Origin of the sequence: Achromobacter spanius, from assembly GCF_003994415.1 — a bacterium.
Taxonomy (GTDB): domain Bacteria; phylum Pseudomonadota; class Gammaproteobacteria; order Burkholderiales; family Burkholderiaceae_B; genus Achromobacter; species Achromobacter spanius_C.
In genome coordinates, this window is the sequence record NZ_CP034689.1 from 4,651,603 (window position 1) to 4,665,564 (window position 13,962).

Annotated in this window: 12 protein-coding genes; all 12 read right to left on the reverse strand. The window is 64.9% G+C overall.

All coding sequences use genetic code 11. The features are described from left to right. Positions 1-7: 7 nt before the first annotated feature. On the reverse strand, positions 8-1,705 hold the full coding sequence (locus ELS24_RS31100; RefSeq protein WP_205736927.1) for a fimbria/pilus outer membrane usher protein: 1,698 nt from the start codon (positions 1,703-1,705) through the stop codon (positions 8-10). A 121-nt stretch (positions 1,706-1,826) separates the two neighbouring features. Continuing rightward, complete coding sequence (locus ELS24_RS21290) at positions 1,827-2,588, reverse strand: fimbrial biogenesis chaperone (RefSeq protein ID WP_127185289.1); 762 nt, start codon at positions 2,586-2,588, stop codon at positions 1,827-1,829. 13 nt (positions 2,589-2,601) lie between these two features. After that, positions 2,602-3,186 carry a fimbrial protein gene (locus ELS24_RS21295; protein WP_127185290.1) on the reverse strand — a complete coding sequence of 195 codons (585 nt, stop codon included), beginning with the start codon at positions 3,184-3,186 and terminating at the stop codon, positions 2,602-2,604. A gap of 333 nt (positions 3,187-3,519) precedes the next feature. After that, the gene (locus ELS24_RS21300) at positions 3,520-4,821 is read right to left on the reverse strand and encodes an MFS transporter (protein WP_127185291.1); all 1,302 of its coding nucleotides are present in this window, start codon (positions 4,819-4,821) and stop codon (positions 3,520-3,522) included. Positions 4,822-4,903: 82 nt separating this feature from the next. Continuing rightward, the gene (locus ELS24_RS21305) at positions 4,904-6,043 is read right to left on the reverse strand and encodes a porin (RefSeq protein ID WP_127185292.1); all 1,140 of its coding nucleotides are present in this window, start codon (positions 6,041-6,043) and stop codon (positions 4,904-4,906) included. Between the two features lie 55 nt (positions 6,044-6,098). Next, on the reverse strand, positions 6,099-7,049 hold the full coding sequence (locus ELS24_RS21310) for a PDR/VanB family oxidoreductase (RefSeq protein ID WP_127185293.1): 951 nt from the start codon (positions 7,047-7,049) through the stop codon (positions 6,099-6,101). A gap of 26 nt (positions 7,050-7,075) precedes the next feature. Continuing rightward, positions 7,076-8,050, reverse strand: a complete 975-nt coding sequence (locus ELS24_RS21315; protein ID WP_127185294.1) for a VOC family protein — start codon at positions 8,048-8,050, stop codon at positions 7,076-7,078. 45 nt (positions 8,051-8,095) lie between these two features. After that, positions 8,096-9,574: an aldehyde dehydrogenase gene (locus tag ELS24_RS21320; RefSeq protein ID WP_127185295.1), complete on the reverse strand. Its 1,479-nt coding sequence runs from the start codon at positions 9,572-9,574 to the stop codon at positions 8,096-8,098. Between the two features lie 28 nt (positions 9,575-9,602). Further along, entirely contained in the window at positions 9,603-11,273 is a 1,671-nt protein-coding gene (locus ELS24_RS21325) for a thiamine pyrophosphate-binding protein (protein ID WP_127185296.1), read from the reverse strand. After that, the gene (locus ELS24_RS21330) at positions 11,266-12,057 is read right to left on the reverse strand and encodes an SDR family oxidoreductase (protein WP_127185297.1); all 792 of its coding nucleotides are present in this window, start codon (positions 12,055-12,057) and stop codon (positions 11,266-11,268) included. Before ELS24_RS21330 ends, ELS24_RS21325 begins: the two co-directional genes overlap by 8 nt. A 26-nt stretch (positions 12,058-12,083) precedes the next feature. Then, entirely contained in the window at positions 12,084-12,866 is a 783-nt protein-coding gene (locus ELS24_RS21335) for an SDR family oxidoreductase (RefSeq protein ID WP_127185298.1), read from the reverse strand. Next, the gene (locus ELS24_RS21340; RefSeq protein ID WP_127185299.1) at positions 12,859-13,929 is read right to left on the reverse strand and encodes an aromatic ring-hydroxylating oxygenase subunit alpha; all 1,071 of its coding nucleotides are present in this window, start codon (positions 13,927-13,929) and stop codon (positions 12,859-12,861) included. The genes ELS24_RS21335 and ELS24_RS21340 overlap by 8 nt, the downstream gene beginning before the upstream one ends. Positions 13,930-13,962: the final 33 nt, after the last annotated feature.

Here is a 13,962-nt window from a genome sequence, read left to right on the forward strand (position 1 = left end):
CTAAGCGTCACCTGCGTGCTTTTCGCGCTGCCCCCTCCCCCCAATAGCCACCCATGCCGGCGCTATGGACCCGTTGCAGCGCGATGGAATACGACACGTCTCGCCAGTCGTTGTTGTAGCCAACCGAGTAATTGACGTCGCTGCCGGCCCGCGACCAGTAGTTGGCGGTGGACGCCGACGCATACATGCTGCCCAGGCTTGTGCCCAGGTTCTGGCTGACGTTCAGGTCGAAGCGGCTGCGCATGCGGCCATCGCCCTGGTAGCGGTAGTTGCGCGACACATTGCCCAGCGCCACCGCATCGCGCAGGCCCAGGTAGCCGCTGGTGGAATAGCGGTAGGCTAAAAGCGAGAAGTTCGTGCCGCTGTTGGGCAGGTCTTTGCTGTAAGTGAGCCGGTAGCTGGCGCCGGCGCGCTTGCCTTCCAACGGCACCTTGGCGCGGGCGGCCGTCACATCCGCGGCAAAGGCGCCCAGGGTGGTGCTCATCGCCGCGCCCAGCAACACCGATCCGTAGTGGTCGGTGAACGCCAGGCCGCCGTAGCCGGTCACGGCATCGCCCATGCCACGTTTGAGCGTGCCTTGCAGCACATACGGCGAGGGGCCGCGCAAGCCCGGGTCGGCCGCCCGGCCGGCCGTCAGGCTGTACTGGGTCACGCCGGGCCGTAACAGTTGCACGATGGTCGCGAACGGCACGACAAAGCGCCGCATGCTGCCGTCGGCTTCCGTCACCTGCACGTCCAGGTCGCCGCCATAGCTGGCCGCGCGCACGTCCTCGATGGCGAAAGGGCCGGGGGCAACGGTGGTTTCATAGATAAGAAAGCCGCGCTGATAGACCGAGACCTTGGCGTTGCTGTTGGCGGTGCCCCGGACGGTGGGCGCGTAGTGGCGCAGGGTTTCGGGCAGCATGCGGTCGTCGCTGGATAGCTGCACGCCCCTGAACGACACGGCGTCGAACAGTTCACCGCTGGTGGAGCTTTCGCCCAGCAGCAACTGCGATTGCCAGGTGGGGATGTCGGTCTGCAGATAATAGGAACTGGCTTGGTACTGCGCGCCGCGGGTTTGCGACCAGAACGCCGAACCGGTATGGCGCAGCCGCAGCGCGCCCAGGTTCAAGCCCGCATTGATGCCCGCATAGCCGCGCGTCATGCGCCGGCCCTGGCTGTCGGTCGTGAAGACGTTGGCGTTGTAGGTTAGACGCGCGGCGGTGATGCCGCTATCCCATTGGGAAGGGTCCACCCAGCGGTTCGACACCGCCAAGCGTTGCAGGTATTCCGGGAACGTCACGTACAAGCCAAGCTGCGCCATGTCGACGCGGATTTTTGCACCGGGTACGTAGCGCGACAGATCATCGCAGGTCAGTTCGCGGGGCAAGGGTTCAACGCCATCCGCGCGCGACACCTTGCCCAGGTCCAGCCCGCCACGTTCCAGCATGGCGGCGTCGTAACAAGGCACGGCGCTGTCCTGGCCGGGCACGTTGCGAAATTCAATGTCGTCAACGCCGCGCCATTGCCCGTTGAAGTAGAGGTCCAGCCGGTGCATGCCCGGATCGGCGAAGTTCGCGCGTTGAAAACGACGGGTGTCGATGGTGGGGCCACCCACTTCCTGCATCAGCATGTAGGAGTCAAAAATAGCGACCTCGTCTTGCGCCCACGCACTGGCGCCGGCCATGGCGAAGGCGGCTGCCAGCAGGCAGCTTCCGGCGCGCATTGACGCCCGGACCTCACGCCGCGCTCGGGGACGCGCGCAAGCGGAATAGCGAACGAAAGTCCGCGCAAGTCGAATGTTCATCAAACCGGAAAGCTCCACCCACAAGGGCCGAGAGGACAGCTCAATCAAGCAAAGGCTTGTTGAGGGTGCGCCGTCCGCCGAAGTCGTTGATGGCTTCGTACTGGACGGTGAATTGGCCTTCTTGCAAGCCGGCCGCATTCGAGGCCAGCGCGAAGTTGGATGTTCCAAATGGGGCGACCATGCCGTTGTCCGCCGCAATGCTTCGTTTGCCCGAAACCAGCGCGATACGCGCGAACGACACATGAAACGGCGTGGGGTTGGTGACTTCAAGCTGACGCTTTCCGCCGGCGGCACGCACCAGTTTCCAGGTCAGTTTGTCGGGCGCGGTGGCCGCCTCGTCCGGCATGGATGCGGGCCGGAAGAAAATCTTGATGCGTGTGTGGAAAGAAAACTGCAGCACGTTCACCGAGGCCGGATCGCGCGGCGGCGTTTCCACGACGTTCAAATAGAAGAGGCTTTCCCGGTCGGTGGGAAGCGGCTCTTTGGTGTAGGTGATGCGAATATTGGACGCGCTGTTGGGTTCAATCCGCATGATGGGCGGCGTCAACACGAACGGCACGCGGATGTCTGCGGGCAGCGCATTTTCCTTGCCGTCGTCAATCCAGTTTTGCGCAAGCACGGGCGTGCTGCCGTTGTTGCGGATGATCATGATGGAATCGCGCGCGTCGGACTTGATGACCAGGCGCGTGCCTTGCAGCACCAGTGCGGCCTGGGCGGGAACCACCCAGGCGCACAGGACCAAGGCGAGCGATAGCACGTGCGCGTACGCATGACGGGCAAACGCCCCGTTGATCGTCGTCATGGCAGTGTCGCGCTTAGTTGTAGCGCAGCGTGTAGGTCACGAACGAATTACCATCACCGAAACCGACCGAGGTGGCGGTGGGATCTTCGGGCACGTACTTCGCCGAGTAGTACAGCACCGCTCGGTCGTTTTTGACTTCGGCCACTTGCGGGTTGGCATCGGCAATGCCCAGACGGATGGGATCGGTGTTGGCCGGCGCTTCGGTGCGGTTGTTGCGGATCTGGATCTGTACGCCAGCGGCCGAGCCTGCGCCGACCAGCTTCAGGTTGCCGGTGACTTTGTCGATGTTCGGCTGGTGGGCATCGAACTGCAACCGTACTTTGGTTTCGTCCGCGCAATCTGCCGAGCCTTGCACATTGATCTGAAAGTTTCGTTCGGGCGCGGATCCGTTCACGACGTCTTCAGGCTTGACGGTACCGAACGAGGGCACGTCGACGTTACCGGCGGCGCCACCCACGCTGCCTTCAACGTCGCAAGTCACGTCGCTGATCGAGCCGAAGAAAGAGACGGTACCCCCCGCGGCGAAACTCGCGCCCGGAGCCACCACTGCCACTAGCAAGCCGGAGGCGGCCAGGGCTGTCAAGATACTGCGCTTCATGCGATTTCCTCTATTCAGGGATAAGAATGGCGATGGCACTTCCGTGCCTGGCTAAGCGTGCTCGAATGATCCGAAAAACGACATGCGTGGTGGATCATTGCGAGTCCCTGAACGATACGATTTGAGCGCAAGAAATTAACTAGGAGGATGCTTAATTGGCGCTCTTAGAAATCTGATATTTAGCGCCGAAGACGCGTCTTCGGCGCTAACTGTATTGCTGCATTGCAAAGCGCACTTCATGCTTGGTGGGCAGCGCTTTCGAAGCATATTGCTGCGACGCGCAAGCGTCGCGGCACCCTTGTCCAAAGGCGACACCCACATGTCGGATTCAAGCTAGTTGACACCCCCCGCCTGCACGACGCTTACACCGGCCCGCGGGCGCACACGCAGCCACAACAACAGGCCGCACGCCAGGGTCATCAACTGCGATCCCACCAAGAGATAAAAGCCCGCCGAGTATGCGGCCGACCCCGGCGTGCTTTGGCTGGCCGACATCGATATGGCCGCGCCCATCATCGCCGGCATCATCCCGCCAACAATGCTGCCCACGCCGTTGACCACGCCAAACGCACTGCCGATGTGTTCCGGCCGTGCGTAGAACTGCATGGTGCTGGGAATGGCCGGGCTTTGCAGGCCCCAGAAAAAGCCGGCGGCCGTCAGGCAGTAAATGGCGTGATAGCGGTCGTCCACCACCAGCGCCAGCGATACCGCCAGCACTACGCCCAGGCTGCCGCCCACGAATATCAGCGGCACCTGCTCGCGGCTGATGCGGTCGATAAGCAACCCGCCCAGCAACACCGCCGCAATGGTCGACCATTGCGGCATGGACGCCAGCCAACCCATGGCGCGCAGGTCAAAGCCACGCGCCTCTTTCAAGTAGCCGGGCAGCCAGTTGCCCACGCCCCACATATAGGCCAGAAAGCTGGATGTCAGCACCGTGATCAGGATCACGTGCCGCGTCTGCATCGCGCCGCGCACCATGGCGGGCACGCGCCGCCCCAGCACCTCGTAGAGCGACAGCCCGGCGACGCCCCGCGGCGGCTCGCTGCCCGCCGGCATATGAATGCACAGCAGCACCACGGGAATGCCGACCAGCAGGTTGACCAGGCCCAGCACGTAGAACGAGGCCTGCCAGTCCAGATGCAGGACCAGCATCGCCACAAAGGGGTAGCCCAGCGCAAAGCCCATGCCCGTGCCGCTGTTGATCAGCGAATTGGGCTTGCCGTTTTCATGGCCGTCGAACCTGGCCTTGACGTAGCACGACGCCAGGGCGAACAGCGGCCCTTCGGACAGCCCCAGCAGCAGGCGCGAAACCAGCAGCAGCCCATAGCTTTGATACAGCGGCGAGGTCATCGTGATGACACCCCACAGGCACAAGCCGTAGATCAGGCTGCGCCGCACGCCCAGCACCGCCACGCAGAACGGCGTCAGGATGATGGACGACAGGCCGTAACCCACCATGAAGACGGTTGCCAACATGCCTTGCGCGCCTTTGTCGACGGCGGTCAGGCCTATCTGCTGCAGAAAATCGGGCTGCGTGATCAGGACGGACAGGTTGATCCGGTCCACATAAGAGATCGTCACGATCAGGAAGATCGCGACAACGCCCATCCATCGATTGGAAGTGTTTTGCATGGTGACCTCGAAAATCTTGGAAATCTCAGGCCGAGCGCGGGCGGGGGCAGGCGCGCAACGCCTTGCCCCCGCCCGGCGTGCGTTAGAAGGAGTGGTGGATGCCGCTGGTCAGCACCGTCTGATTACGCGTGGACGACACCCCCACGCCGTTGATCGCCGCATGCGCCAGCCCGCTGCCCGCGCGTTGAAACACCGCCAGCGCGAACCACTCGGTGCGCTTCGAGAACTGATGCACATGGCTCAGGCTGAAGAGGTCCCAACGACCGCCCGCCAATGCGCTGCGCGAATAGCCCAGGTTCAGCACCTTGCGCGGCTGGTAGGACCAGGCGGCGCCCAGATCGGCGTTGCGCATGGCTTCGTCACGCCCCTGGTATTTCAGTTGCACGCCGGTGTAGGTGGCGTTGACGCGCAAGGGCAGGTCGTCGAAGCGATAGCTCGCGCCCGCGCCCCAGACGCGCTGTCGATCCAGCACGATGGGCAGGCCCGAGGTCAAGGTCTGCCCAAACAGGCGAGCCACGCCGGTGCGGCTTGGCAAGTCCACCCGCGCGCGATCCTTGATCAAGGTGAAGGCCAGCGCACCCGAGAAGCCATCCTGTTGATAGCGCGTGAAGGCGCTGAGCGTGGTCGTACCGCGCGGCGCGTCCTTGGGGGCCATGGAGGCGAATCCGTACTGCGCGCCCACTTGCCAGGGCCGGGAAGCGGGCGTCATCAGCTTGATGGAATTGTTCGCCTGGAACGTGTTGGCCAGGTTATCCAGGTTGCCCGGATGGAACAGGAAAAAGTTGCTCAGCTGAAAGCCGTTGCTGTACCTGCCGATGGTGTCGAACATGAAGTCGGGTTGATGCCCGAGTTGCACGCTGCCCCAGCCGTGGCTCATGCCGACCCAGGCGTTGCGGTTGAACAGCACGCCCGGCACGACGGACGAACCCGTCTGCGTGATAAAGCCGCTTTCCAGCAGGAAATTGGCGCGCAGCCCGTCGCCCAGGTCTTCGGAGCCACGCAGCCCGAACCGGTCTGGTTGCATGGTTCCCGGGTCGATACGCGCGGAACTTCCGCCTGCGATATTACTGACGTAGCTCACGCCTTGGGTCAGGCTTCCGTACAACTGAAGGTTGCTTGCCGCGGCCGGCGCCGAGGCGGTGACGCCCAGGCAGGCGACGACACTGGCCGAAATACCTGCTGCCATGCGCCAGGACGGCCGGCGCGAATGGATTCTAATCATGCCTCTCCCCTTATCCCCGCATGGCGGGCTGTTATGAACGGCTTCAGATGAACCACTACAAATCCAACACAAGCTCCTTGCTCAAACATCCAGAGACGCAAACCATCATGCAGCGGTTGGCGGCCTGCTCGCTTTGGCTCAATACCGAATCGCGATGCTCGGGGGTGCCGCTGAGCACGCGCGTTTCGCAACTGCCGCACACCCCTTCGCGGCAACTGTGGGGCACCTCGATTCCCGCACGCAGCAGGCAGTCCAGCAGCACCGCGCCCGCCTCGATCGCAAGCGTCTTTCCCGACTTGGCAAGCGTTACCTGATACGCGGCGCCCTCGGCGGGCGCGGCGTCTTTCGCGCCAAAGCGTTCGACGTGGCAATGCGGCAGGTTCAGCAGGCTGGCTGCCGCTTCAAAGGCGTCGATCATCGGCCGCGGGCCGCAGCAATAGAAATGCGCCGTGTCAGGCATGGCCGCCAGAAAGCGATGCAGGTCGGGCGCGCCGCCATGGTCTTCATCGAAATGCAGGTGCGCTTGCAGCCCGGGCGGCAAGCGCGCCAGGAACGCGGCCTCGGCGCGTGACCGCGCGGCGTAGAACAAGGCGACGCGCTTGCCCTGGCGCAACAGGTGTAGAAGCATGCAGAGAATGGGCGTAATGCCGATGCCGCCCGCGATCAGCACGGACAGCTCGGCTGATGCATCCAGCTCGAAGTGGTTGCGGGGCGGATCGATCAGCAACTGTTGGCCGGGTCGCAGTTGTTGATGGATGTAGGCCGAACCGCCCCGGCTGTTGCGGTCATGCAGCACGCCGACCACATAGTGGTCGCGCTGCTCGGGCGAACTGCAGAGGGAGTAGCTGCGCTTGATGCCCGGCGAAAGATGCAGGTCGATATGTGCGCCGGGCGTGAAGACGGGCAAGGCCTCGCCATCCATCGCCGCCAGCTCCAGGCTCAGGATGTGACGCGCTTCGACCCGCATGCACTGCACGCGAACGGGTATGGGAACAGGGGTGAACATCGGGCAACGCTTCCAGGTTGGGGCCGTTAGGGCTTGGCGGTGGGTCGATCCGTCAGGAACCGGCCCCCGGCGCTGTTCGCGTTCTTCTGGCGCCGGGTATTGCCGTCCAGCCCGCCCTCTATGGCCCATTCGGCGAAGACGGTGGGGCCGGGCTCGAATTCGCGGGGCTGCCAGCGTTCATCCAGGTGGTCTTCGTCGGCGTAGTACTCAATGAGGCCGCCCGCCGGGTTGTTGAAATACCAGAAGTACGCGGAGGACACCGGGTGCCGGCCAGGACCCAACTGGGTATCCCAACCACGGCGCGCCATATGCAGGCCGCCGCCAAAGACTTCATGGATATCGCGCACCGTGAAAGCCACATGGTTCAGGCCCGCGCGCGGTTGCGGCGGTTGCAACAGAAACAGGTCGTGATGCCCGCCGTTTGCGTCACATCGCAAGAACACGCCGCGCCCCGGATAGCTGTCGGACACGACGAAGCCGCAATGCTCGGTGTAGAAGCGCGCGGTGGCTTCCACGTCGGTCACGAAGAACACGACATGGCCGATCTCGATGGGAATTGCCCGGTCATAAATGGGCGCAGCCTGGTTCACCCGTGGCTTGCTGGCCCAGGTGTTCATCGCGGCGCACTCAAGCTGCACGGGCTGCTGGCGCGTGCGGGCAAAGCGGATCGCCATGCCATTGGGGTCGATACACGCCACCCCATCCGGGCCGCAGGCGTAGCCGGGCGCATGCCTGAGACGTTCCGCCAGTGTAGCCAGTACGGCGTCCGCCCCCACGCCCCAGACCACCTCGCGCAGCGTCGGCCCGGGTTCGATTGCCGGGGCAATGTCCGCCGACGGCGCGCACACCACGACACGGCAGCCGTTCAGGGTGTCAAACACCAGGCGCGCGGGCGCGTCTTCGCGCAGCGCAAGCCCCCAATCCGTAAAGAAGGCACGGCAAGCGTCCAGGTCATCGGCGCTATAGGTGATCTGGTCGATTCCGACGATTTTCTGGTTCATGTCCCTCTCCGATATACACATAGGCCCGCCGAGCGGCAGGCCCACTCAGCCATCCGCCCAAGGCAAGGGCTGCGCGTTCATGCCCCAGTAAATGCTCTTCTGTTCCATGTACTGTTGAATGCCCAGCCGGCCCTTCTCGCGGCCCAGCCCGCTGTCGCGCCAGCCGCCGAACGGGGTCGAAATCGAAAACTGCTTATAGGTGTTGATCCAGACGGTGCCCGCCTGCACCTGCCGCCCGATGCGCCAGGCCTTCTTGTAGTCACGCGTCCAGATGCCCGCGGCCAGCGCATAGACGCTGTCGTTGGCCTGCTCGATCAGCGCGTCCTCATCGTCGAACGGCATGGCGACCAGCACCGGTCCGAAGATCTCTTCCTGGCAGGTGCGGCTGCGGTTGCCCAGGTTTTCGATAATGGTCGGCGTGTAGAAATAGCCCTGGTCGTAGCTGCTGCCCTCGGGGCGCTTGCCGCCGGTGCGGATCGTGCCGCCTTCGCTCAAGCCCAGCGCCACGTAGCGTTCTACCGTTGCGCGGTGCGCCTCGCTGATCAGCGGGCCCATCTGCGTGGCCGGGTCCGCCGGGTCACCCACGCGCAAGCGTTGGGCGGCGCTCGCCAACCGGTCCAGGAATTCCGCGTACAGCGAACGCGCCACGAACAGGCGCGACCCGGCAATGCAGGACTCGCCCGACGAGCTGAAGATGCCATACAGCACGCCGTTGACGGCATGCTGGATGTCGGCGTCGGCCAGCACCATCGTGGGTGACTTGCCACCCAGCTCCATCGACACCGGCATCATCTTGTCGGCGGCGAGGCGGGCAATCTGTTTGCCCGTGCCGGTGCCGCCCGTGAACGATACGCGCTTGATCAGAGGGTGCCGCACCAGGGCATCGCCCAGCACCGAGCCCTTGCCGGGCAACACGCTGACCATGCCGGCCGGCACGCCGGCCTGTTCGCAGATGGCCGCCAGTTGCAAGGCCATCAACGGCGTGATTTCGGCGGGCTTGATGATGACCGCGTTGCCCGCCGCCAGCGCGGGGGCAAGCTTCTGCGCCTCGCTGGCGATGGGTGAATTCCATGGCGTGATCGCGGCGATGACGCCCATGGGTTCGTGCACGCTCATCGTCAGGCAGTCGCCGCGCATGGGCGTCAGGCCGTCCTCCAGGGTCTCGCACGCCGCCGCGTAGAACTGGAACGTGGCGGCGGCGCTGGCGACCAGGGCGCGCGTTTCGATAATGGGCTTGCCGTTGTCCAGCCGCTGCGTCTGCGCCAGATCTTCCGCGCGTTCACGGATGATCTGCGCCACGCGGTACAGCACCTGCGCGCGCTCGTGCGGATGTTTTTGGGCCCAGCCGCCATGGCGGAAGGCGTGATCGGCGGCGCTTACCGCTTCATCGACATCGTCCAGGTTGGCGGCCCGAAGATGTGCGATGGCTTGGCCCGTGGCCGGGTACAGGCTGGCATACACCTCGCCCCGCCCGGCGCGCCAGGTGCCGCCGACGCAGATGTCCAGGATGTGCTTGTCTGTCATGGCTGGCTTCCAGTTATGCGCTTGCGCATCACGCCACCACCGGCGTCTTGACCGGCGGGCCGGCGAAGACGGTTTTGAATGCGCCGATGGACAACATGTCGACTTCGATCAGGCACGGTCCCGCCTCGCGCGCGGCAAACACCAGCGCCGCGTCCATGTCCGCCACCCGCGACACGCGCGCGTGCCGCAGCGCCAAGGACGCCGCCAGGGCGGCATAGTCGGGCGTATGCAGGTCCACGTAGTGGCGGCGGCCACCGTACTGGCTGTCCTGAATGTTCTTGATGACGCCGTAGCCACGGTCGTTCATCAGCACGAACACCACGTCGGCCTGCTCTTGCACGGCGGTGGCCAGTTCACCCAGGTTCAGGATGAAGCCGCCATCGCCCGACAAGCAGAACGTTTTCTTGCCCGAGCCCGTGGCGGCCGCGCCGACCGCCGCGCCAATGCCCATGGCAAGACCCTGGCCGATGCCGCCACCCAGCGCGTGCACGCCAGCCAAGGGGTCGAAGACGCGCAGGTAGCGGTTGCCCCAGGTGCTGTTGGACACGGTCACGTCGCGCACCCAGTTGAAGTCGCGACCCAAGTGGCGCTGCAAGCTATCGACCAACTCGCCGTAGGCGCCCAGCCCGTCGCGCAGCGCCGCGCTGGCTTGCGAGCGCGCCGTTTGCAGGTCGGGCAGGAAGCTGTCTTCCACACGCATGCGGCCTTGCAGGCGGTCGGCCAGGCCTTCCAGCGCCAGCGCGGCGTCGCCATGCACGAATTGCGCATTGGCGTAGCCGCGGCCATCGGCGGCAGGGTCAGCGTCGATGCGGTAAAGACGGCGCGGCAGGTTCAGCCGGTATTGCAGCGTTTCATTGCCGCGCAGGCGCGAGCCCACCACCACCATGGCATCGCAGGTTTGATAGAAGGCTTCGACGGGCGCTTGCAGGTTGAAGGCGCCCAGCGAACTGGTGTCGTCCTCGGGCAGCACGCCACGGCCTTGCGTGCTGGTGACCACGCCGAAGCCCATGTCGCGCAGGCGCTTGACCGCTGTGGCCGCCCCCCGCGCCCCGCCTCCCAACCAAAGCAGCGGCCGGCGCGCCTGAGCCAGGTCATCGGCCAGACGGTCCAGCGCGTTGGCGGCGGGCGCCATGGGCGCTACCGGCAAGGGTTGCAGATCAAGCGGCATGGGGATCAGCGCCGACTGGATATCGATGGGAATCTCGACGCTGACGGGGCCGCGCGGCGCGCTCATGGCCGCGTGTACCGCCTGGCGAATAACGCTTAACGCCGTGTCGGCGCTGCGCACGCGAAACGCTGCCTTTGAAATGGCCTTCAGCATCGACAACTGCTCGGGCGCTTCGTGTATGTAGGACAGGCCACGGTCCAGAAATGGCGTTTCGATCTGGCCAGTCAGGTGCAACAGCGGCGTGCCCGCGGTCCAGGCTTCAACGAGCGCGCCCGCCGCATTGCCGGCCGCGGTGCCGGTGCTGGTCAGGCACACGCCCAGCCCACCGGTCGTGCGCGCATAGGCATCAGCCATATTGGTAGCGCCAGCTTCGCCGCGTGCCGGCACAAAGCGGATGCGGCCGCGTTCACCAATGGCGTCCAGGATGGGCATGTTGTGGATAGAGATCACGCCGAACGCGGCTTTGATTCCGCATTGTTCAAGAAAGGCGGCAATGGCGTGGCCGACGGTGATGCGTGGTACTTCAGGCATGACGGGACAATCCTCCAGAAACATCGATGTGGCCGCCGGTGGTGTAGGACGCCAAGGGCGAGGCCAGAAAACAAATCGCGTTGGCGGCTTCGGCCGGGTCGCCCAGGCGCGCAAGGGGGATGCCCTTGTCGGCAGCCAACCGGGCGGTCCATGCCGACCAGCTCAAGGACTGGTCATCGCGCGCCTCGAAACGGCGACGCCATTGGCCGGAATCCACCAAGCCCAACAGCACCGCGTTGACGCGGATGCCAAAGGGCGCGAACTCGGTCGCCAACGAGCGGACCAGGTTGCGTACCCCGGCGCGCGCGGCCGACGTGGCCACCATGTGCGGCTCGGGTTGCAAAGCCAGCAATGAATTCACGCAGACGATGGCGGGGTCGGGCGCTTGCTTCAATTGCGGAAGAAGCGCGCGCGTGGGATGGATGACCGAGAAGAACTTCAAGTTCAGTTCTTCTTGCCAGGCAGCATCGTCGGTGGTGGCAAACGTGGATACCCTGCCCTGGCCGGCGTTGTTGATAAGCACGCTGGCGGGTCCCCAACGCGCCTGGACCTGGGCCGCGAACTCGGCCATTTGTGTCGGGTCCAGCACATCGCATTGCGCGGCCAGCAGCCGCGCGTCGGGCCATTGCCGCAGCAGTTGTGCGCGGGCGTCGGCCAGGCGTTGCGCATCGCGCCCGCAGAATGCGACGGCGGCGCCCGCGTCCAGCAGCCGCTGCACGGTTGCCAGGCCAATGCCCGACGAGCCGCCCGTCACCACCGCCACTTTGTTTTTCAACTGCCACATAGTCTTTGCACCTGTTTTGCTGGGGGTCAGTGCATCACCATGCCGCCATTCACGGCCAGTAATTGCCCGGTCATGAAACGCGACAGGTCCGACAGACAAAAGGCCACCGTGCCGCATAAGTCAGCGGGCACCTGCTCGCGTGCAATGGCGCGCTGGTTGCGGTAGAGCTCGTGGCGGGCGGCCGGCACGTAGTCGGTGGCTTCCACGCGCGTCAGGCCCGGGGCGATCGTGTTGACCGTGATGTTGTCGGCGCCCAACTCACGCGCCAGCGACCGGCTCATGCTGATCAGCGCCCCCTTGCTGGCCACGTAGGCCAGCAGCTTGGGCGCGCCCCACAACGCCGTGTCGGACGCAATATTGACGATGCTGCCCCGGCCGCTGGCGCGCAACGCGGGCAGGCAGGCCGTGGTCATCAGCCAGGTGCCGCGCACATTGACTTCCATGACGCTGTCCCACATCGCCACGTCCAGCTCTTCGGCCAGGCGGCCGCCGGAATGGGTGATGGATGCGTTGTTCACCAGCCCGTCCAAGCCGCCCAGCGCGCACACCGCGTCGTGGACGCAATGCAGGCAGGAGTCCGGGTTGCGCAGATCCGCCAGGAAGGCGTGCACGCGCAGGCCGGCATCGCGCAGCCGGCTCAGTTGCTGATCCAGTTCCGGGCCCAACACATCAACCATTGCGATCTGCGCACCGGCTTGCGCCAGATATTCCGTAAACGCCAGGCCCAGCCCGCGCGCCGCCCCGGTCACCAGGATGCGGCGGCCGGCCAATGAGAGCGGGGGCAAGGCGGCAGTGTGGGCGTCAGACATGCGCGGCCTGCTCGTTTGCCCGCCCGGTCGTCTGCACAGTGGTCTGCCCGGTAGCCGGCACGTCGGCCTGCACTTCCGCTTGCACTTCGGCCTCGGCGCGCCGCTGCAGGATGCGCCGCACGCGCGTGATGCCGACGTCATGCTGATAGAGCGTTTCGTGTTTGCGCGCGTCCGGCGCCATGCTTTCCAGCACGACGCGGTCTTGCTCCAGTACTTCCCAATGCAGGCCTTCCAGCCGATTGCGATACAGAAAGCGCCACACGTCGCGCTGCCATCCTTGCACACGCCGCGTGCGCCAGAAGAAGACCTGGCAGTGGTTTTCGTCCACCGGCGTGGCGTAGCCCACGATGCCGAATTCGCCGCCGGGGCCGAATCGCTTTTTGTAGGGGATGGACAGGCGCAGCCACATTGAATCGGTTTCGCCGAACTCGACCCAGTCAAAGTTCACGCCCGACTGATTGCTCTTTTCGAAGATCAGGCCGGTGTCGGTTTCGCGGATGGCCATCTGCGCCTGCTTGTCGCCATCGGCCATCGAATGCGACGCCGCGTGCAGATACGCGCCGTGCATTGGGTCCATGACGTTGTCGATGGCGTAGCGGTAGTTGCAGGCCCACTGCGCGGTACATAGGAAGTGCGAGTGCTCGCCGCAGTCCAGTTCCTCTGGCAGGCTGAGTTCCGGCGCCGGCCCCTGGCCGAACCACAGGAACACCGCGCCCGCCGCCACGCGCGCCGGGTAGGCCTTCACACAGTTGCGGCCTTCCAGCGGGCACTGGCTGACGGCCGGCACGCTTTTGACCTGGCCATCGCCGCCCACTTCCACGCCGTGATACCAGCACGCAAGGCGATCGCCCAGGTTCCATCCCATGGACAAGCGCGCCCCACGGTGCGGGCAGCGGTCTTCCAGCGCGTGGACATTGCCTTGCGCGTCGCGCCACAGCACGATGTTCTGGCCCAGGCGCGTAATCCCCAGCGGCGCGCCGCCCACGGCCCATTGCGCGACGACCGGATACCAGTAATTGCGCAAGCCCTGATTCAGGCGGTTTTCTATCCGTTGCGATGTCATGGTCACAGACCCCTCAAGTGGGATGGATGGCGG

What these genes read in the sequence shown, in the direction of transcription:
- ELS24_RS21310 (WP_127185293.1), bottom strand. Translation starts at nt 7,049, where the DNA reads ATGTTCACCCCTGTTCCCATACCCGTTCGCGTGCAGTGCATGCGGGTC.
- ELS24_RS21330 (WP_127185297.1), bottom strand. Translation starts at nt 12,057, where the DNA reads ATGTGGCAGTTGAAAAACAAAGTGGCGGTGGTGACGGGCGGCTCGTCG.
- ELS24_RS21295 (WP_127185290.1), bottom strand. Translation starts at nt 3,186, where the DNA reads ATGAAGCGCAGTATCTTGACAGCCCTGGCCGCCTCCGGCTTGCTAGTG.
- ELS24_RS21300 (WP_127185291.1), bottom strand. Translation starts at nt 4,821, where the DNA reads ATGCAAAACACTTCCAATCGATGGATGGGCGTTGTCGCGATCTTCCTG.
- ELS24_RS21320 (WP_127185295.1), bottom strand. Translation starts at nt 9,574, where the DNA reads ATGACAGACAAGCACATCCTGGACATCTGCGTCGGCGGCACCTGGCGC.
- ELS24_RS21290 (WP_127185289.1), bottom strand. Translation starts at nt 2,588, where the DNA reads ATGACGACGATCAACGGGGCGTTTGCCCGTCATGCGTACGCGCACGTG.
- ELS24_RS21325 (WP_127185296.1), bottom strand. Translation starts at nt 11,273, where the DNA reads ATGCCTGAAGTACCACGCATCACCGTCGGCCACGCCATTGCCGCCTTT.
- ELS24_RS21335 (WP_127185298.1), bottom strand. Translation starts at nt 12,866, where the DNA reads ATGTCTGACGCCCACACTGCCGCCTTGCCCCCGCTCTCATTGGCCGGC.
- ELS24_RS31100 (WP_205736927.1), bottom strand. Translation starts at nt 1,705, where the DNA reads ATGCGCGCCGGAAGCTGCCTGCTGGCAGCCGCCTTCGCCATGGCCGGC.
- ELS24_RS21315 (WP_127185294.1), bottom strand. Translation starts at nt 8,050, where the DNA reads ATGAACCAGAAAATCGTCGGAATCGACCAGATCACCTATAGCGCCGAT.
- ELS24_RS21340 (WP_127185299.1), bottom strand. Translation starts at nt 13,929, where the DNA reads ATGACATCGCAACGGATAGAAAACCGCCTGAATCAGGGCTTGCGCAAT.
- ELS24_RS21305 (WP_127185292.1), bottom strand. Translation starts at nt 6,043, where the DNA reads ATGATTAGAATCCATTCGCGCCGGCCGTCCTGGCGCATGGCAGCAGGT.